The sequence below is a fragment of the Paraliobacillus sediminis genome (genome assembly GCF_003426055.1).
The window spans coordinates 676,337-695,693 of the sequence record NZ_QJSI01000002.1; the positions used below are offsets into that span (position 1 = coordinate 676,337).

General features: G+C 36.2%; 15 protein-coding genes. 3 read left to right on the forward strand and 12 right to left on the reverse strand.

The window, feature by feature from the left end:
* Position 1 precedes the first annotated feature (1 nt).
* From remA to D2K60_RS09510, 3 genes are all read right to left on the reverse strand, one after another.
* Complete coding sequence (gene remA / locus D2K60_RS09500; protein WP_117169760.1) at positions 2-262, reverse strand: extracellular matrix/biofilm regulator RemA; 261 nt, start codon at positions 260-262, stop codon at positions 2-4.
* A 107-nt stretch (positions 263-369) separates the two neighbouring features.
* The gene (locus D2K60_RS09505; RefSeq protein WP_162880744.1) at positions 370-1,248 is read right to left on the reverse strand and encodes a YicC/YloC family endoribonuclease; all 879 of its coding nucleotides are present in this window, start codon (positions 1,246-1,248) and stop codon (positions 370-372) included.
* Between the two features lie 595 nt (positions 1,249-1,843).
* Positions 1,844-4,504, reverse strand: a complete 2,661-nt coding sequence (locus D2K60_RS09510; protein ID WP_117169762.1) for a cation-translocating P-type ATPase — start codon at positions 4,502-4,504, stop codon at positions 1,844-1,846.
* 104 nt (positions 4,505-4,608) lie between these two features.
* Between D2K60_RS09510 and D2K60_RS09515 the strand changes: the two genes are divergently transcribed.
* Together D2K60_RS09515 and D2K60_RS09520 are read left to right on the forward strand one after the other, a co-directional pair.
* Entirely contained in the window at positions 4,609-6,321 is a 1,713-nt protein-coding gene (locus tag D2K60_RS09515) for an Rqc2 family fibronectin-binding protein (RefSeq protein ID WP_117169763.1), read from the forward strand.
* A gap of 144 nt (positions 6,322-6,465) precedes the next feature.
* On the forward strand, positions 6,466-8,004 hold the full coding sequence (locus D2K60_RS09520; RefSeq protein WP_117169764.1) for an RNA polymerase sigma factor: 1,539 nt from the start codon (positions 6,466-6,468) through the stop codon (positions 8,002-8,004).
* Positions 8,005-8,224: 220 nt separating this feature from the next.
* Here D2K60_RS09520 and D2K60_RS09525 read toward each other — a convergent pair whose 3' ends face one another.
* Positions 8,225-8,686 carry a GNAT family N-acetyltransferase gene (locus tag D2K60_RS09525; protein ID WP_117169765.1) on the reverse strand — a complete coding sequence of 154 codons (462 nt, stop codon included), beginning with the start codon at positions 8,684-8,686 and terminating at the stop codon, positions 8,225-8,227.
* A gap of 263 nt (positions 8,687-8,949) precedes the next feature.
* Between D2K60_RS09525 and D2K60_RS09530 the strand changes: the two genes are divergently transcribed.
* Complete coding sequence (locus tag D2K60_RS09530) at positions 8,950-9,390, forward strand: PH domain-containing protein (protein WP_117169766.1); 441 nt, start codon at positions 8,950-8,952, stop codon at positions 9,388-9,390.
* A gap of 466 nt (positions 9,391-9,856) precedes the next feature.
* Here the strand turns inward: D2K60_RS09530 and pyrE are convergent, their stop codons facing one another.
* The 8 genes from pyrE to D2K60_RS09570 are packed head-to-tail and all read right to left on the reverse strand — an operon-like array spanning position 9,857 to position 19,322.
* Positions 9,857-10,480 carry an orotate phosphoribosyltransferase gene (gene pyrE / locus D2K60_RS09535; protein WP_117169767.1) on the reverse strand — a complete coding sequence of 208 codons (624 nt, stop codon included), beginning with the start codon at positions 10,478-10,480 and terminating at the stop codon, positions 9,857-9,859.
* A complete protein-coding gene (pyrF, locus tag D2K60_RS09540; protein WP_117169768.1) occupies positions 10,467-11,180 on the reverse strand; it encodes an orotidine-5'-phosphate decarboxylase in 714 nt (237 codons plus the stop codon). The genes pyrE and pyrF overlap by 14 nt, the downstream gene beginning before the upstream one ends.
* Positions 11,152-12,090: a dihydroorotate dehydrogenase gene (locus D2K60_RS09545; RefSeq protein WP_117169769.1), complete on the reverse strand. Its 939-nt coding sequence runs from the start codon at positions 12,088-12,090 to the stop codon at positions 11,152-11,154. The genes pyrF and D2K60_RS09545 overlap by 29 nt, the downstream gene beginning before the upstream one ends.
* Positions 12,087-12,857: a dihydroorotate dehydrogenase electron transfer subunit gene (locus D2K60_RS09550; RefSeq protein ID WP_117169770.1), complete on the reverse strand. Its 771-nt coding sequence runs from the start codon at positions 12,855-12,857 to the stop codon at positions 12,087-12,089. Before D2K60_RS09550 ends, D2K60_RS09545 begins: the two co-directional genes overlap by 4 nt.
* Positions 12,854-16,054: a carbamoyl-phosphate synthase large subunit gene (carB, locus tag D2K60_RS09555; protein ID WP_117169771.1), complete on the reverse strand. Its 3,201-nt coding sequence runs from the start codon at positions 16,052-16,054 to the stop codon at positions 12,854-12,856. The genes D2K60_RS09550 and carB overlap by 4 nt, the downstream gene beginning before the upstream one ends.
* Positions 16,033-17,154, reverse strand: a complete 1,122-nt coding sequence (locus D2K60_RS09560; RefSeq protein ID WP_117169772.1) for a carbamoyl phosphate synthase small subunit — start codon at positions 17,152-17,154, stop codon at positions 16,033-16,035. Before D2K60_RS09560 ends, carB begins: the two co-directional genes overlap by 22 nt.
* On the reverse strand, positions 17,141-18,433 hold the full coding sequence (locus D2K60_RS09565) for a dihydroorotase (protein WP_117169773.1): 1,293 nt from the start codon (positions 18,431-18,433) through the stop codon (positions 17,141-17,143). The genes D2K60_RS09560 and D2K60_RS09565 overlap by 14 nt, the downstream gene beginning before the upstream one ends.
* Positions 18,390-19,322, reverse strand: coding sequence for an aspartate carbamoyltransferase catalytic subunit (locus D2K60_RS09570; RefSeq protein WP_117169774.1), 933 nt, complete (start codon positions 19,320-19,322; stop codon positions 18,390-18,392). The genes D2K60_RS09565 and D2K60_RS09570 overlap by 44 nt, the downstream gene beginning before the upstream one ends.
* Positions 19,323-19,357 lie beyond the last annotated feature (35 nt).

Below are 19,357 nucleotides of genomic sequence, written 5' to 3' on the forward strand. Positions count from 1 at the left end.
TTTATTCATCTATCATTTCTTCATGACTAAGAACACGTTGACCTACAGTTTCAGGTTGAACAGCTGACAAGACAACATGGTCACTATCTGTAATAATTACGGCTCTTGTTCTACGGCCATAAGTTGCATCTACTAATTTATTATTTTCTCGAGCAACCGTAATAATTCTCTTTATTGGTGCAGATTCTGGTGATACGATAGAGATAATTCGATTAGCCGAGACGACATTTCCAAATCCTATGTTTATCAATCTTAAACTCAATCTTGCTCCCCCTCTATGTACATCATCTCCGTGTACGGTTAATCTTAATCTACTTATAATTTCTATTCCTATATATTATAGTACATTTTAGGACATGATGAAAATATTTATTCGACATTAAGAATTTGTTCTTTCAATTTTTCCATTTCTGTTTTTAGCGTAACAACCCACTCGCTAATTAATGCATCATTTGATTTGGAACCAATTGTATTTGTTTCACGGAGCATTTCTTGTAAAATAAACTCTAATTTCCTGCCCATCACCTGTTCTTGCTCAATCGCAGTACGAAACTGTTTGAGATGACTATGTAATCGTGTAACTTCCTCCGTTATATCTCCTTTTTCAGCAAGCAAGGCAATTTCATGATATATTTTACTATCATCAGGAAGCATTTCCGTTGTGTAGGACTTAATTCTATTCTGAATTCGCTGCCGATATTCTATTATAACAGTTTCTCGACGTTCACCCAACATATTTATAATTTTTTCTATTTTTTCTATTCGTGTTACCATATCTACTTTTAATGCTTGTCCTTCTATTATACGCATATCCCAAACTTGTTGACACGCATTTTCAACACTAACTAAAATTGCGTCCTTTAACTCATCCGTTTCTCGATCTATTTCTTGAACAGCCACAACTTCCTTCAGACTCGGAATCATTGCAATGGTCACTTCATCAGCTAAGTCATAGCGCGACTGAACCTTATGAAACATCGTAATATATTGATCAAAGAGATTCCAGTCCACTTGTAAATCACGTTTTACAAATCCCTGACCAGATATTGAAATAAAGACTTCTATTCTCCCACGAGAAAAATAACGTTGGACATTTTTTTTGATTTTATCTTCAAACATAGAAAATGCCTGTGGCAGTTTTAATGAGATATCAAGAAAACGTTGGTTCACACTTCTTATTTCCACCGTAATAACCGTATCACCCACAATTCTAACTTCTCTACCAAATCCAGTCATGCTGTTTGTCACATCATCACATCCAATTTTATATTTCATTCTTAAATATATAAAAGTAGTATAGCAAAAATAATCACGAAAATAAAAACGAGACTGGAACATAACGAAATTTACTAACTCTATATACGAATAATCATTCCATAAACATATATACATGACCCAACTTTTGCAGCGTGATGGAAAACGCGACGTAGATTCCTTACCTGCTACGTCAGCAAATGGATTCCCTTTCCGTGGGCACAGTCTCAGCTAACTTGGTAAAAAAACCTTTACCAAGTGGATCTTCTACTTGTGCTGTTCCCACAGGATCAGGAATGCTTCAAAGAACCCACATCGCACGAAGGAAATCGATTTGTATTTTCGAGGAGTGTCATCCATTTGCTTCCATAGCGAGTACGGTACGTCAGAATTTATAGATGTTTCTTAATAAACGTCAATCTTTTAGAAAGTAGCCTTTTTTAATGACTGTCAAGCAAATTAACAGACAGTTGATCACTATGTCTACTTTTTAACTAAATCAAAAAAACGAGCTATAGTTGTATTAACAGCTATTATAGCTCGGTTATTTGATTCTTTATTTAATTTTAGTCTAGCCTGTTATATTTTCTTATGATTTAGCTGTGCCTTTCGTGAATCCAAATAATACAGTTGGAATCGCACTCAGTGACAAGATAAAGATCCAGTCTCGTAAATGAAGATCCACTGTCTCAAAAATCACTTGCAATGGCGGGTAATAAATAACAACCATCAGTAGAGCAACTGAGGAAAATACCGCTCCTAACAAATAAATGTTTTGAAATGGATTACGTGAAAAAATCGAGCGTTCACTTCGACAATCAAAAACATGAATGAGTTGTGCCATTACAAGTGTTGTAAAGGCGATTGTTCTGGCATATGTTAGATGTGCTGGGTCATTTTGATAAGCAGTCATGAATGCTAGTAACGTAACAACACCGATCATTAAACCACGTGTTAGTATTTTAATACCAAGTCCTCTGGAGAAAATACCTTCTTTTACGGGACGAGGTTTTGTTTTCATCACATTGTTCTCCGCTTGATCGAGTCCTAATGCCATAGCTGGTAAACCATCTGTTACAAGATTAACCCATAATATTTGCACCGGAATTAGTGGTAATGGAAAACCTAATGCGATCGCAAATAACATGACCAGTATTTCCCCTACGTTTGAGGCTAGTAGATAGCGAACGAATTTTCGAATATTTTCGTATATATTTCTTCCTTCTTCAATCGCTGCTTCAATCGTAGCAAAGTTGTCGTCAAGTAATACTAATGCAGAAGCTTCTTTGGCAACATCTGTGCCTGATTTACCCATACTAATACCTATATCACTTGCCTTCATCGCTGGAGCGTCATTTACTCCATCGCCCGTCATGGCAACTATATGTCCTTTTGCTTGTAAAGCTTGGACAATTTTTAATTTGTGTGCAGGTGTTACACGTGCAAACACATAGACATTATCCACTCGATCTGCTAACTCTTTTTCAGACATATGATTTAGTTCATATCCATTTAATACTTGTCCGCCTAAAGGTAGTATATCTAACTGTTTAGCTATCGCCTCAGCAGTTTTGGCATGGTCACCAGTTATCATAACTGTTTTAATTCCTGCGTCTTTACAAGCCTTGATTGCTTTTTTCACTTCCTTACGTGGTGGGTCCATCATTCCTACTAAGCCTACAAAAGTTAGGTTATTTTCAATTGACGTGTGATCGAGCGACATATCCGCATTAAGTGGCTTTACACAAATAGCAATTGTTCGCAAAGCCTGCTCTGTCATGACATTTAATTTTTCTTCTATTTCCTTTTTATCCTTACTTGTAAAAGGCCTACGTTCCGCATCATCCGTCAGATAATTAATACGTGGCAGCAGCACGTCCGGTGCACCCTTTGTAATTGCAAAACGCTTTTTTTGATTATCTTCTACAATAACGGTCATCCGTTTACGTTCTGAGTCAAAAGGTATTTCTTTGATTATTTTAAAGTTATTTCGATCATCTTCGGAAAGATTTGCTTTACGTGCCGCGATTAGTAAAGCACCTTCCGTTGGATCACCATCCACCTGCCATAATTTCTTTTTCTGCGTCAGTGTCGCATGATTACAGACCATCCCATACATTAAAACAGCATGTATTAATCTATCTGGTACAATCTCTTGATCTTGATAGAAGTTACCAGTTATTGCTTGACCTTCCCCTGTCACTTGAATTAATCGTTGATTTGTGTAGATTTGCCTCACTGTCATTCTATTTTCAGTCATCGTTCCCGTTTTATCAGAACAAATAACGGTTGTACTTCCTAATGTTTCTACCGCAGATAACTTTCGAACGATTGCCTTTTTCTTAATCATTCGTTGGACACCTAAAGATAGGGCCACCGTAACAATTGCTGGTAATCCTTCTGGGATCGCTGCTACTGCAAGAGATATCCCAGCTAAGAACATATCGTATAATGGATGTCCTTGCCATACACCAATGAAGACGACAAAAGCTGTCAGTATTAAAGCAATTACAATTAGTATTTTACCCAAATCAGCTAATCTACGTTCTAAAGGTGTTACTTGAGCTTTTGTTTGTACTAATAGATCGGCGATTTGACCCATCACTGTTTTCATCCCAGTCGCAACAACTACACCTACACCAGTTCCTTTTGAGACAAGCGTTCCCATAAAAGCCATGTTTTGTTGATCAGCATAATCCAGATCTTCGGTTGCGATCGATGTTATCTTTTTATGAACAGGTGCAGATTCCCCGGTTAAAGCTGATTCTTCAATTTCTAATCCTTCACCTTTACAGATTCGAATATCCGCAACAATTCGATCCCCATTTGTCAGTTTAATAATGTCACCAATAACTACTTGTTGTGATGGAATAGTTATCCACTCTTTATCACGCAGTACGTGTGCTACTGGAGCAGATAACTCCTTTAACTTAGTTAATGATTTCTCAGCTTTCTGTTCTTGAAAAAAACCTAAAAAACTATTGATTAATACAATTACTATGATCGCAATTGCATCTACATATTCCCCTAGTAAGCCTGATAATAATGTAGCAGCTAGCAGAACCAGGACCATGAAATCCTGAAATTGCTTTATGAACAGAAAAAATAAAGATGCTTTTTGTTTCTCTTCTAGCTGATTGGGTCCCGTTTTCTTTAAGCGTTCTGTTGCAACCTCTTTTGTTAGGCCTACTTTTTGATTAACTGCGAGCTTGTCCAAGACTTCTTCTTCACTTAACTGATACCAATTCACATCGCATTCCTCCATCTACTTTCGCTCGTAATCATATCTATGCAGACATACCCAAAAAAATGCTATAATAGAAAAGTTCCAATAGAACAAAGAGGTGATTAACTATGACATTTGATGGCATTGTTACCCGAGCAATTACACACGAGCTTCAAGAAGATTTAAAATCGGGAAGAATTATGAAGATTTATCAACCAACAAACACAGAATTAGTCTTTACTATTCGGTCACAAGGAAAGAATAAAACATTGCTATTATCCGCGCACCCAAGTTATTCGCGCTTTCATTTAACTGATGATTCGTATCAAAATCCAAGTGAACCTTCTATGTTTTGTATGCTCCTACGTAAACACTTAACAGGGAGTTTTATTACTAACATAGAACAATATGAAAACGAGCGTATTGTGACGTTTCATATTAAAGGAAAAAACGAAATTGGCGATGAAACAGAAAAAACGTTAGTAATCGAAGTTATGGGCAAACACAGTAATATTTTATTAATTGATCATGAAAAAGGCCATATTCTAGACAGCATTAAGCACGTACCACCTGCACAAAATCGACACCGGACAATTTTACCTGGTCAAGCTTATGTATTACCACCTGATCAAGATAAATTAAATCCAGTTACGACTGATACTGACACATTCCGTAAGAAAATGGATTTAAATGCAGGAAAACTAGATCAACAGATTGTGCAAACTTTTATGGGTGTATCACCTTTATTAGCCAAAGAGATTGTGTATCGCGCTCACTTAGGTACACTTGAAACCTATCAAAAAGCTTTTACAGACATACAAACAACTGTTCAAGCTCATGCGTATCAACCAACTATCTTTAAAGAAGATAAAGAATATTTCTATGTCTTGCCTTTATCACAATTAAAAAATGATCATGAAGTTTTTCCAAGTGTTAGTGTCATGCTTGATGCATTCTATTCGGGTAAGGCAGAACGCGATCTTGTTAAACAACAAGCAGGAGATTTATTACGTTTTCTGAAAAATGAACGCGAAAAAAATATACGTAAAATAAAAAAACAAGAGCAAACATTGAAAAAAGCTGAAAAAGCGCCAATGTACCAACGAAATGGTGAATTGCTTACGGCTAACATGCATGCGGTTAAACTTGGGGATAAAAATACAACAGTTATTGACTATTACGATCCAGACCAAAAGGAAATAACGATTGAATTAAACCCAAATAAGACACCTAGTGAAAATGCACAAAGTTATTTTAAAACGTATCAAAAATTAAAAAAATCAAAACAAATGGTTATTTTAGAAATTGAAAAAGCCAAGTTAGAAATTATTTATCTTGATGAATTAATTCAACAAATTGGCGAAGCGCGTGTACAAGACATTGAGGAAATAAGAGAAGAATTACGCGAACAAGGCTATTTAAAAACGAAAACAAAGCATCGGAAAAAACCGAAGAAGGCGAAAAAGCCTGAGCCTGAAGCATTTGTTGCAAGCAACGGAACAACCATTTTAGTCGGTAAAAACAACAAACAAAATGAGTATGTAACGATGCGTTTAGCAGCACGTAATGAAATTTGGTTACACACCAAAGACATACCAGGATCCCATGTCGTCATTCGTGACCCAGATCCAGATCAAGAAACATTAGTAGAAGCAGCACAGTTAGCTGCCCTATTTAGTAAAGCAAAAGCTTCTTCATCTGTGCCCGTTGACTACACACAAATTAAGCACGTCAAAAAGCCTAACGGCGCAAAACCAGGCTATGTGACATATGATAATCAAAAAACATTATTCGTCACACCAAATAGCGCACTAATCAAGCAATTAAAACCGAAAAAATAAGTATAACCTCTCCAATGTTTGATTTGGAGAGGTTATTTTAAATATCTAATTACGCTATAAGCCAGGATTCGATTGTTCTAGAAAATCTGATGGAACGTTTCATTATTTTAATAAGTCTTATACATATAGGAGGGATCAACTAACATGATTGATGAGAACGATGTGAAATTAGCACAAACTGGTGATAAAGATGCATTTTCCCGCCTAATTATAACGTATCAAAATGCATTGTATCGTGTCTCAAAAGGGATATTAAAGCATGATGTTGACTGTGCTGACGCGATTCAAGAAATTATTATTAATAGTTATTATTCCGTACATAAGTTAAAGAATCAACAAAATTTCAAAAATTGGTTAACACGAATATTAATTGATCAATGCTACGATCTATTAGAAAAACAGGATAAAGTTATCCCCACTAAATCGGTTGATCCCGAAATTCAATTAATCGCTCATGAGGATTCAGTAACGTATGATCAACTGGCTGAGGCAGTGAATAAATTAAACACCAATAAAAAGGTAATCATAACTCTATTTTATAATGAACAATTGGCGATTCTAGAAATTGCTGCTATTCTAAATATTACGGAAGACACTGTAAAATCAAGACTTAATTATGCACGGGATAACATTACAAGCTACTTAATAGAAGAAGGAGCAAAGAAAAAAGATCATGAAGAAATAGATAAAATGTTAGAACAACTAGCTGACAAAGAGTACGACGAACCTTCTGACATTATCAAAAAGGGGATAAAACAAACACTTGATGATTTGCCAAAGTCAAACAGAAAGCGTCGACTTTTTTTATCGCCCGCTGCTATTAAATTTTGGTCAGTAGGAATTGTCTGTATGATTTTCTTTCTCTTTCTATATTTTCAATTCAATGATTCACCTTTGACACCAAGCGATTCCAATAATACAGCTATTAATATTGATGATACATTCTTATATGAAGAAGTATCTGTTGAGGCAGATCAATTATCAGAAGTAATAGAAGAGAAATTAGACGATCAAATGCTCGAGGAAGATATAGATAACATCACCATATTGACGTCGATTAAACAAAGGGACCGTTGGATTGTTCTTGTTCAATTTGACATGTTGTTTCCAGGTAATTATGCATTAATTGAAGTGAAGCAAGAAAATAACACCTATTCAAAACGATTGTTAACACTTAGTCATGAAACTAACGCTGACTACTTTCACTGGTATGATGAAACTGAGGAAGTTGGCTTTGGTTCTGGTAGGTCTTTTTCAGAAAATGCAATTATAGAAACAAAGAATAGGAAGATAAGTAGTTATCTCCATGACGATTATTATATCTACGCGAGCAATGAGAAACCTGTTAAGGTTAGCTTATTTAATGAAAACGGTGAGGTCAACAGAACATTGGAAACGTTTAATTTTGATGAAATCTATCCTTTAATTGCTGAAGACGAGGATGAATATGCGCTTTTTGTCGTCGATAATCTAGAATCTTTTGAATACGACATACTGGAACAAGAGGGCATTGAAAATGTCACTTCGGCACAAACTACTGATTCTTTGGAAAGTGCGAATCAACAATATCAATTTCTGAATTTAGAAAAATCTCCTGCATATGTAGTCTTTGATGACAAAGAAATGATTTATAAGACATATAAAATAGATGAACTATTAGAGTTTTTAAAACAAGGGGAATAATTCGAATTGTTTATGACTAAATTTTTATAGACCTCGACGTAACGTTCTTATCGCTTTGAAAATACACTCTGTTTTTTGTGCTAATAGAAAGATACAAAGAAAAAGAGAAGTGAAATTTATGTTAAAACAACAAACGTCCCTACCATCCCAGAAAATACATGTTTTTATTTGAAAAAGTACATAATTCATTTTTATAAATACCAAATCTGTAATAAAAAATTTATAACTGTTTATATACAAACTCACGATATTTTACAAAGTCATGTTTTTTGTAAAACTCTTTCGCAATTTTATTATCTAACCAATAATCTAATTCAATCATGTCTATTCCTTCATCATTTGCCATGTTATAGATATAGTTCATCAAACTTGTTCCATACCTCTTTTTTCTTTGTGTTTGAACAATGCTGATTTGGTGCAGATAAACTGATTTGTAACTTTTCTTAAACGCATTCTCTGGGTAATTTCTAAACTCTATCCAAGCGTAACCAACCGCTTCTTTATTTTCTTCTAATAGCAGAAAAACAAAATCTTCATTAACCATTAGTTTTTTAAATAGATACTTGATTTCTTCATAGTTATATTCGTTAAAATACCTCGGATATAGAGAAAAGTGTAAATCATGAACTGGCTTGTTTAATTTTGCAACTAACGCATAATCTATTGTCTTGCTTATTTCCATTAATATCACCGCATTTAAACTTTTAATTATTATAACTCTTCTTTAACTGATTTGGTTTGAAATTAACAGTTTTAAAATAATAACGTTGCAATAGTTACATATAAAGCTTTTTTGTGACCTTTGTTCTTTTAAAAATGAAGATCAGTTTAATATTTATAATTTCATTCAAAAATACAGGATTATGAATTAGATAAATTGATTTGAGAATGAAACTTTTATAATAAATAACCGTATATTTATTATAAGAAAGGTGTGATTATTCTATGATTTTCCGTTCAAAAGTAGATTCCTTTTTCATACTATTTATTTCCATAGTGATTTTAATAATAGGTGTTGTAACGTCGTTATCTCCGTTAATTGATAAAGAAGCATCAATATCTATCATAATCATTATGTTCGCTATCTTTATTACTTCGGTAGGTTTGATATTATGGTCTATCTTTTTTATTCAGTACATTTTCTATGAGGATTATCTATTAGTGAAAGGCGGACCCTTTAGGAGTAAAATCCCTTATCAAGCGATAACAAAAATATCTCTAACGAAGAATATATTTACTGGTTATCGAATTTCATCATCAAAGAAGGCACTTGAATTATTTTACAGTTCAGCAATCCTTGGTAGTATAAAAATCTCACCAAAGAATAAATCCGAGTTTATCACCGAATTAAAAAAACGATGTCCCAATGCAGAGATTCAAGAATAAACCTTCATTCACACGAATTCCGTCAAAAAGCATTTTAAGATAACTCATCATTTTTTAGTACCTTCTGCTAATTTCTGTCCTTTTTTTGTTTAACATTTAAAAATAGTTGCTTTAATCAGCGAAGAAAGCAAATGGTTGAGACTCCTGTGGGAACAGCACAAACCGAAGATCCTCTCTAGAAGCGTCCTTTGCTTCTAGAGATAGCTGAGGTTGTGCCCACGGAAAGCGAGACCATTTGCTGTCGTAGCGGAATGAGAAAGTTTAGGTCGAAATTTATGGTTGTTTCATACTATGCGACAATCTTTTACAAACAGGCTTTTTTATAGACTGTCAATTAAAATATGTAATGTACTTCAGACTTAAAGCAATCACCATTTCACACTTGTTTTTTTGTGAGAAAATTGAGTTACCTATTCACACCAAAAAAATCATAGCGATGATTCCGCTATGATTTCATAGTAAATATTTATCCAAGTGCTAGTGTGTCTCGCCATTCTAGTAAACTTTCTTGTTCTTTTTTGGTAATTGCTTCCTTTTCTAGCAATTGTTCAATTAAGATATCAAATGTTGTTATGGTTGATAAGTCTATTTGTTTAGCAGCAAATTCAGTTTTTGCTTTTTCTAGACCATATGAGAAAATCGCCATCACACCTAATACTTCTATACCCTCTTCTTGAAGGGCTAACGCTGTATTAAGTGAAGAACCACCTGTTGAAATTAAATCTTCGATAACAATTACTTTCTGACCCGCCTCTATTTTTCCTTCGATTTGATTCCCTTTCCCATGCGCCTTAGCCTTTGCCCGGACATAAATCATCGGTAAACCTAGCTTTTCTGCTAGCCATGCTGCATGTGGAATACCTGCTGTTGCACAGCCAGCAATCACATCTGGTTGAACAGGCAATGCTTTAATCTTTTCTACAAAAGCATCCGCTATGTTATTTCGAATCTCTGGATAGGACATGGTTAAACGGTTGTCACAATAGATTGGCGATTTGATTCCAGATGTCCAAGTGAATGAACGATCTGGTTTAATTTGAATCGCTTCTATTTTATATAAATCTTTGGCAATTTGTTTAGCTAGAGACATGATTCCACTCCTTTAATGCTTGCTGATAGGTTTCTTTCGGGTTCTCTGCTGCAGTAATACTCCGACCAATAACAAGTGCGTCTACCCCATGTTCTTTTGCAAAACGAGGTGTTGCAATTCTTTTTTGATCGTCATGTGCCGAATTTATTAATCTAATCCCTGGTGTTACTGCTAAAAAGTCGTCTCCGCAGGCAAGTTTGATTGCTCGCGTCTCATGAGCAGAACAAACAACACCATCCGCTCCATTATTTTTACCTAATAGGGCTAGATTTGTCACAATCGTTTCGATCGGCTGCTGTATCGCTAATTCTTGTTCTACTGTCTCTTGGTCCATTGAGGTTAACATCGTTACAACTAATAATTTTGGTATTTGGATTTGGTTACTTCCGTCAATCAATCCTTGTTTAGCAGCTGCAACCATCGCACTCCCTCCTAGTCCGTGAACATTGACCACATCGACTCCTAGGTTTGCTAGATTGCGCATTGCTTTATAAATCGTCGTTGGAATATCATGCAATTTAAGATCTAAAAAAATCGGATGATTTCTTTTTTTAAGATAAGCAATCACAGCTGGACCTTCTCGATAAAATAATTCCATTCCAACTTTTACTGGAACACCATCTAGTTCATTAACTTGTAAGAATTGAGTCGTTTCTTCCCATGTTGGAAAATCAAGGGCGAGATATATTGGTTGTTGCATGTTCATGCCCCTTTCCAATTGCATCTTGTACAGATGAAAAACCGTATTTTTCTAGTACAGCTGGCAATCCTTCTATTATTTCTGGACAAATGAACGGGTTTTGAAAATTAGCCGTTCCGATCGCGACAGCACTCGCTCCCGCTAGTAAAAACTCCAACACATCTTCTGCTGATGTGATACCACCCATACCAATAATCGGAATCGAAACATGTTGTTTTACTTGGTAAATCATTCGAATCGCTACAGGCTTGATAGCAGGTCCTGATAAACCGCCAACTTTATTCGCAAGTATTGGTTTACGTGCGTTTAAATCAATTTGCATGCCCGTTAATGTGTTAATCATCGATAAACCATCAGCACCTGCTGCTTCCACTGCTCTCGCTATTTCTACGATATCCGTTACATTCGGCGATAATTTTACGTAAACTGGAACCTTACTTTTGGCTTTAACACGTCTGGTTACTTCACTTGCTAATACTGGGTCAGTTCCAAACTGGACTCCACCCTCTTTCACATTAGGACAAGAGATATTTAATTCTAACGCAGCAATATCAGGCGAATTTGAAATAGCCTCTGCAACTGCTTCATATTCTTCAATCGTACTACCTGCAACATTAGCAATAACAGGCGTAGTATAATTTCGAAAGAACGGCAGTTGCTCTGAAATGATTTTCTCTACCCCAGGATTTTGAAGTCCAATTGCATTTAACATACCAGAAGCTGTTTCCGCTACGCGCGGTGTAGCATTACCAAATCGTGCTTCACCAGTTGCCGCTTTAATAATTACTGCACCAAGTTGACTTAAATCATAAAAGTTACTATATTCCCGACCGAAACCAAAACAACCAGATGCTGGCATGATTGGATTTTTCAAAGATAAACCAGGAAGTTCAACCGCAAGATTACTCATAGTGCCACCTCACTCGCTTCAAATACAGGACCATCGCTACAAATCTTTTTGTAATCAGTAGTTGAACCTGGCACTGGGATCACACAAGCAAAACAAGTACCAACTCCACAACCCATTCGTTCTTCCAAAGAAATATATCCCTTACTGTCCGCTAATTTAGCAGAAACAGCACGAAGCATTAGTGTTGGTCCACAAGAGAAAAAGTAATCAAATTCTGGAGATTCTGTATCAATCACATCTGTTACGAAACCTTTATGTCCATAACTACCATCATTTGTGACAATATGACAATTTCCAAGTGCTTTAAATTCTTCTTCATAAAAAACGTGCTCTTTCGCTTGGAAGCCTAGAATAGCAGTTACTTCTGTACCCTTCTCTACTAATTGTTTTGCTAGGTAATATAAAGGAGGAACACCTATTCCCCCGCCAATAAGTAATGCTTTTGGTACATCAAGTTTATCAATCGGATAGCCGGTTCCACATGGAAGAAGCACATCTAATTCTTCTCCCACCTTAGCTCGTGCTAATATTTCTGTACCAGAACCAACTATTTTAAATACGATTGTCATGATTTGATTCGCTTTATCGAGATCCGCAATTGAAATAGGTCTTCTTAATTGATGTGCATGATCACTGCCAATTCGAACATGAATAAACTGTCCTGGTTCTACTTCTTCCAATGAAATCGGCGTCTTTACTTTCATTTCAATTGTGTCCATTGCAATTTCGTTTATTTGTTCGATCTTAACAATAGACTTCGTGATCACCTGATGACCTCCTTATTCGCAACGACAGCTTGTGCGGTAAATGTCGTTGAATCAATCACATTTAAAATTGCTAGTGCAGTATCAAGACTTGTTAAACAAGCAATACCATGTTCTACAGCTTCACGACGAATTCTAAATCCATCTGATCTAGGACGTTTTCCAGAAGTGAGGGTATTTATAACAAATTGCGCTTCTCCGTTCTCAATAATAGAAAGCACATTTCTACCTTCTGCACCTATTTTCCCAACTTTTGTTACAGGTATGCCTTGCGTCTGAATGAATTCTGCTGTACCTTCTGTTGCGTATAATTGAAATCCTAGTTGATGAAATCTTTCAGCAATTTCAACAATTTCTTGTTTATCTTTGTCTGCTACAGTTAACAGTACTGCACCTTCCATGGGGATAGAAAGTCCAGAAGCGAGTAAACCTTTATACAAAGCTTTTTCTAGCGTTTTGTCACGACCAATTGCTTCGCCTGTTGATTTCATTTCAGGTCCAAGTATCGTATCCACACTCCGTAATTTCTCAAAAGAAAAGACAGGAACTTTAACGGAAACATGATTTGGCTCAGGTAGTAAACCGCTTGTATAACCCATTTCTTTTAGTGACTGGCCAACAATACATTTTGTTGCAAGGTTTGCCATCGTTACGCCAGTAATTTTACTTAAAAATGGAATTGTACGACTAGCACGTGGATTTACTTCAATGACATATACGTGATCTTTATGAACAACGAATTGAATATTAACTAAGCCGATAACTTGTAATTTAGTTGCGATTTTAATTGTCGTATCAATTAATTGTTGTTTTATTTCTGGTTTGATACGTTGCGTTGGATAAACTGCTATCGAATCACCAGAATGGACTCCAGCGCGTTCGATGTGTTCCATAATACCAGGAATAATGGTCGTCTCCCCATCACATATCGCATCTACTTCTACTTCTATGCCAGTCATATATTTGTCGATTAATACAGGATGTTTATGTTTGATATGGGTCGTTTTTCGTAAGTAATGCGCTAATTCATTCTCGTTATAAACAATCTCCATTTGGCTTCCACCAATTACATAAGATGGTCGCACTAAGACAGGATAACCAATTTCATTCGCTGTCTCTATCGCTTGATCTAAATGACGCACACTTTTCCCTTTAGGCTGTGGAACGTCAATGTTGGTTAACAATTGTTCGAATTTATCGCGATCCTCTGCTAGATCAATCGCTTCAAGTGATGTGCCCATAATTTTTACTCCACGTCTCTCTAAACCAGACGCTAAGTTTATTGCTGTTTGTCCACCAAATTGAACAATGACACCTAGTGGATTCTCTAATTCAACCACATGCATAACATCTTCTAATGTCAAAGGTTCAAAATATAATTTATCCGAGACACTGAAATCAGTAGATACTGTTTCCGGATTATTATTCATAATAATCGCTTCATATCCTGCTTCTTTTAAAGCTAAAACAGAATGTACTGTTGCATAATCAAATTCGATTCCCTGGCCGATCCGAATTGGTCCTGATCCTAATACAAGTACTTTTTGATTCGAACTTGCAACTGACTCTTGCTCTTCTTCATATGTGCTATAAAAATATGGTGTAGCTGATTCAAATTCAGCTGCACACGTATCTACCATTTTATAAACAGGCTTGATATAATGCTTTTGTCGAAGATGATAAATCGTATCCACATCAACATCCCATAGACGAGCAATTTGTGTGTCAGAGAATCCAGTCTGTTTTGCTTCTAGTAAACATTCTATTGAGTCTACTTCATCTTTTAACCTATTTTCAATTTTAATAAGTCGATTTATTTTATTTAGAAAGAAACGATCTATTTTTGTTAGCTCAAAGATTTCATCAATTGTCATGTTTCTACGCAATGCTTCAGCTAAGACAAATATTCTCTCATCATCTGCTTTTACAAGTCTTTCTTCTAATTCAGTTTTTTCAAGTTTTTCAAGTTGTGGAATCCAAAACTCTTCTTCACTAATATCTAATGATCGAATCCCTTTTAAGAACGATTCTTCAAACGTTCTGCCTATTGCCATTATTTCACCAGTAGCTTTCATCTGGGTACCAAGCGTACGATTTCCTGTCGTGAATTTATCAAAAGGAAAACGTGGGAATTTTGTAACTACATAATCAAGTGCAGGTTCAAATGCTGCATAAGTCGTCTGTGTAATCGGATTTTTTATTTCATCCAAAGTTAAACCAACTGCAATTTTAGCTGCAATTTTAGCAATCGGATAGCCAGTAGCTTTTGATGCTAATGCTGACGAACGACTAACCCTAGGATTTACCTCGATGATAAAATAATCGAAACTGTCTGGGTCTAATGCAAGTTGGACGTTACAGCCACCTTCGATTTTAAGTGCACGAATAATTTTTAACGATGCATTACGTAATAATTGATATTCACGGTCACTTAATGTTTGCGACGGTGCTACAACAATTGAGTCACCTGTATGGATCCCAACTGGATCAATATTCTCCATGTTACAAACAACAATAGCTTGATCCTTTTTATCACGCATTACTTCATATTCGACTTCTTTAAGTCCTGCAATATTCCGTTCTATTAAACACTGTGTTACTGGAGATAAAGCTAGTCCGCTTCTGGTAATCTCCCGTAATTGTGTTTCGTTATAACACATTCCCCCACCAGTACCACCTAGTGTGTACGCTGGACGGACTATTAATGGATAATCAATTTTATTGGCAAAATCAACTGCTTGCTCTACTGTTGTAACAATTTCACTTTCAGGTACAGGCTCGTTAAGCTGATACATCAGTGATCTAAATTTCTCGCGATCCTCTGCTAATTGGATTGCTTCTAACGATGTACCCAACATTTCAATATCATATGTCTCAAGAATGCCTGTTTTTTCAATTGCAACAGCTAAATTCAAACCTGTTTGACCACCCAATGTAGGTAAAATTGCATCTGGTTTTTCTTTACGAATGATTTTCGTTAAAAATTCAACCGTTAAAGGCTCCATGTAAACTGTGTCAGCTACCGTATGATCTGTCATAATTGTAGCGGGATTTGAGTTTGCTAGAATAACGCTATATCCTTCTTCTTTTAACGATTGACAGGCTTGCGTACCTGAGTAATCAAACTCTGCGGCTTGTCCGATGATAATTGGCCCTGAACCAATAACTAGTATTTTATTTAAATCTGTACGCTTTGGCATGCGAGAGCCTCCTTGACTGTATTCTGGTGTGTGTTTATTTCAGTTAAAAAAGCATCAAATAAATGACTCGTATCTTCTGGACCTGGTGAACTTTCTGGATGGTATTGGACAGAAAAGGCCGGAAACGTTTGATGACGAATGCCTTCAACAGAACCATCATTTAGTGCAATTTGCGTTAAGGCTAATTCAGTTTCTACCAATGAATCTGCTGTTACAGCATAGCCGTGATTTTGTGATGTAATATAAGTTCTATCTTCTTCTAGATCTTTTACTGGATGATTTGAGCCTCGATGACCAAACGTCATTTTCTCTGTATCGGCGCCACACGCTAAGGCTAACAATTGATGCCCTAAACATATTCCAAATATAGGAACCTTATTAATAATGGAAGCTATCATTTCAATTGCTTCTGGTACATCTTTGGGATCTCCTGGTCCGTTTGTAAGCATAATTCCATCCGGCTTTAAACGGAGAATTTCTTCCGCAGAATAATGGTACGGTACAACTGTAATATGACATCTTCTCTTCGTTAATTCACGTAAAATTCCGTGCTTCATTCCAAAGTCAACTAAAACTATTCGGTACCCTCTGCCCGGTACCACATAAGGCTTAACTGTTGAAACACGCTCAACTTGATCGCGCATGAATGTCGCATTCGTTAATGCTGCTAATTCATCTTTCTCGCTGACCTCCATTGATGCTTCCGTCAAAATGGCTTTCATCGTTCCATGTTTGCGAATGATTTTTGTTAATTTTCTTGTATCTATTCCTGAAATAGCAGGAATGTCTTTCGCTTTTAAATAGCTATCTAATGATTCTTCACTTCTAAAGTTAGATGGCATCTCACACATTTCTTTGACAACTAATCCATGGATAGACGGATTTATCGTCTCAAAATCATCTCGATTGACGCCATAATTACCGATTAACGGGTAGGTCATCGTTACGATTTGTCCACAGTAAGAAGGATCTGACAATATTTCTTGATAACCAGTCATTCCTGTATTAAAGACAACTTCCCCAACACTTTTATTTAAACTACCAAATGCTTTTCCAGTAAATATCGTTCCATCTTCAAGTACAAGTTTACGGTTTAACATATGATGCCTCCTCATAGACGATCTTCCCGTTTACCATTGTTAGAATTGGATTAGCTGTTACTTCCCAATTTTGGAATGGCGTGTTTTTCCCTTTTGAATAAAACTTCTCTTTATCTATTAGCCATTTTTGATCCAGGTTAATTAGTGTTAAATCAGCAGCACGTCCAACTTTTAACTCACCAGATGTTAAATCAAATACGTTTGCCGGCTTAATGGTTAACCAATCAATCAATTGCTTTAAAGTCACTTTCTCTGTTTGTACGAACTGGCTATATAAAAGCGCAAAAGCTGTTTCTAAACCGACAATACCAAATGGTGATTTATTGATATCTGTTTGTTTTTCTGCTTCGGTGTGTGGCGCATGATCTGTTGCAATAAAATCAATCGTACCGTCTAATAATCCTTCAAATAATGCCTGTTGATCATCTTTCGCTCTTAATGGTGGATTCATCTTGAAATTCGTATCCAGATCTTTAATATCTGTTTCATTTAATATCAAATGATGTGGTGTTACTTCTGAAGTGACATTAATTCCTGCCCGTTTTGCATCACGAATTACTCGAACGGACTCTTTTGTACTTACATGGCAGACATGATAATGACAACCAGTCGCTTCTGCTAATAATACGTCTCGAGCAATTTGTACCGATTCACAAACTGCGGGAATACCATTGACTTTTAACCTTTTACTTACTTCACCATCATGGACAACACCTTGATGAATTAAGGAATTATCTTCACAATGTGCCACAATCGGCATGTTAAGACTTGCTGCAATTTGCATTGCTTGTAACATCTGATCTGCTGTCTGCACACCAACACCATCATCTGTAAAAGCAAAAGCACCAGCTTCTTTTAAACGAGCCATATCTGTTAACTTCTCACCTTGTAAACTTTGTGTTATCGCGGCGTATGGCAAGACGCGAACAGATGCTGTATCTGTTATCTTTTGATTCAATTGTTGTAAAATCTCAGGATTATCTACAACAGGTCTCGTATTTGGCATCGTGCAAACAGTCGTAAATCCACCTCTTGCAGCGGCCTTCGTACCTGTTTCAACTGTTTCTTTTGCGCCACCTCCAGGTTCTCGTAAATGAACATGGATATCAATAAAGCCTGGTGTAATAAGATTTCCTTGACCATCGATCAGCTTATCTGTTGGCAGTCTTTCAATATAATCAGCTATCTCTTCAATCATTCCATCTTTGACTTTTACTTCACACGATTCAAATTCATTAGTTGGTAACAGTTGCTTGACGTTCGTTATAATCAGTTGCATGTGTAATTCCCCCTGTTTGAAGTAAATGATGGATTACTGCCATTCGTACCGTTACACCATTTTTCATCTGTTTAAAAATCCGTGATCTTTTTGCTTCTACTAGCGTGTCATCTATTTCTACACCTCGATTGACTGGAGCTGGATGCATAATAATCGCATGAGCTAGCATTTTTTGTTCCCGTTCTATTGTTAAGCCATATTTTTCAAGATAAGACTTTTCTTGTGGATAGTCTTTTTCTTGATGTCTTTCCGTTTGGACGCGAAGCAGCATAACAACATCAGCTATTTTAACTGCATCATCAATATTGATATACGGAAAAGGTAACGTATCATCTTGCCATTCATTCTTAGCCGAAAGATAAACATTAGCCCCTAACGTTTGTAAAGCTAAGGCATTTGATCGAGCAACGCGACTATGTTTGATATCGCCAACAATCGCTACATTTAGTCCCTTGAATCTACCGAACTCTTGAAACATGGTATATAAATCTAGTAAAGATTGTGTTGGATGTTCACCGGCTCCGTCACCAGCATTTATAACCGGAATTGACAGCTGACTCGCTAATTGTTGCACTGCATCATCTTCCGGATGTCTTACTACAAGAAGTGAAGCACCAATTGATTCAAACGTTTTTGCAGTATCGTAAATTGTTTCTCCTTTTTTCACACTTGAAGTTTCAGCATGAAAATCAAGTGCTTCAATGCCTAGTCTTTTTTGTGCTACAATAAAGCTCATTTTCGTTCTCGTACTAGGTTCGAAAAATAAATTCCCAACAAAGAATTGCTCAGAAAATGGTGCTATCCCATTCTCCTCTATATCGCTAGCTAATTTCATTAACCGCATCAATTCATGCTCGGATAAACCCTTCATCGAAACAAAATGTTTCATTACTTACTCCTCCTTTTAGTCTGAAGGACTGTTTA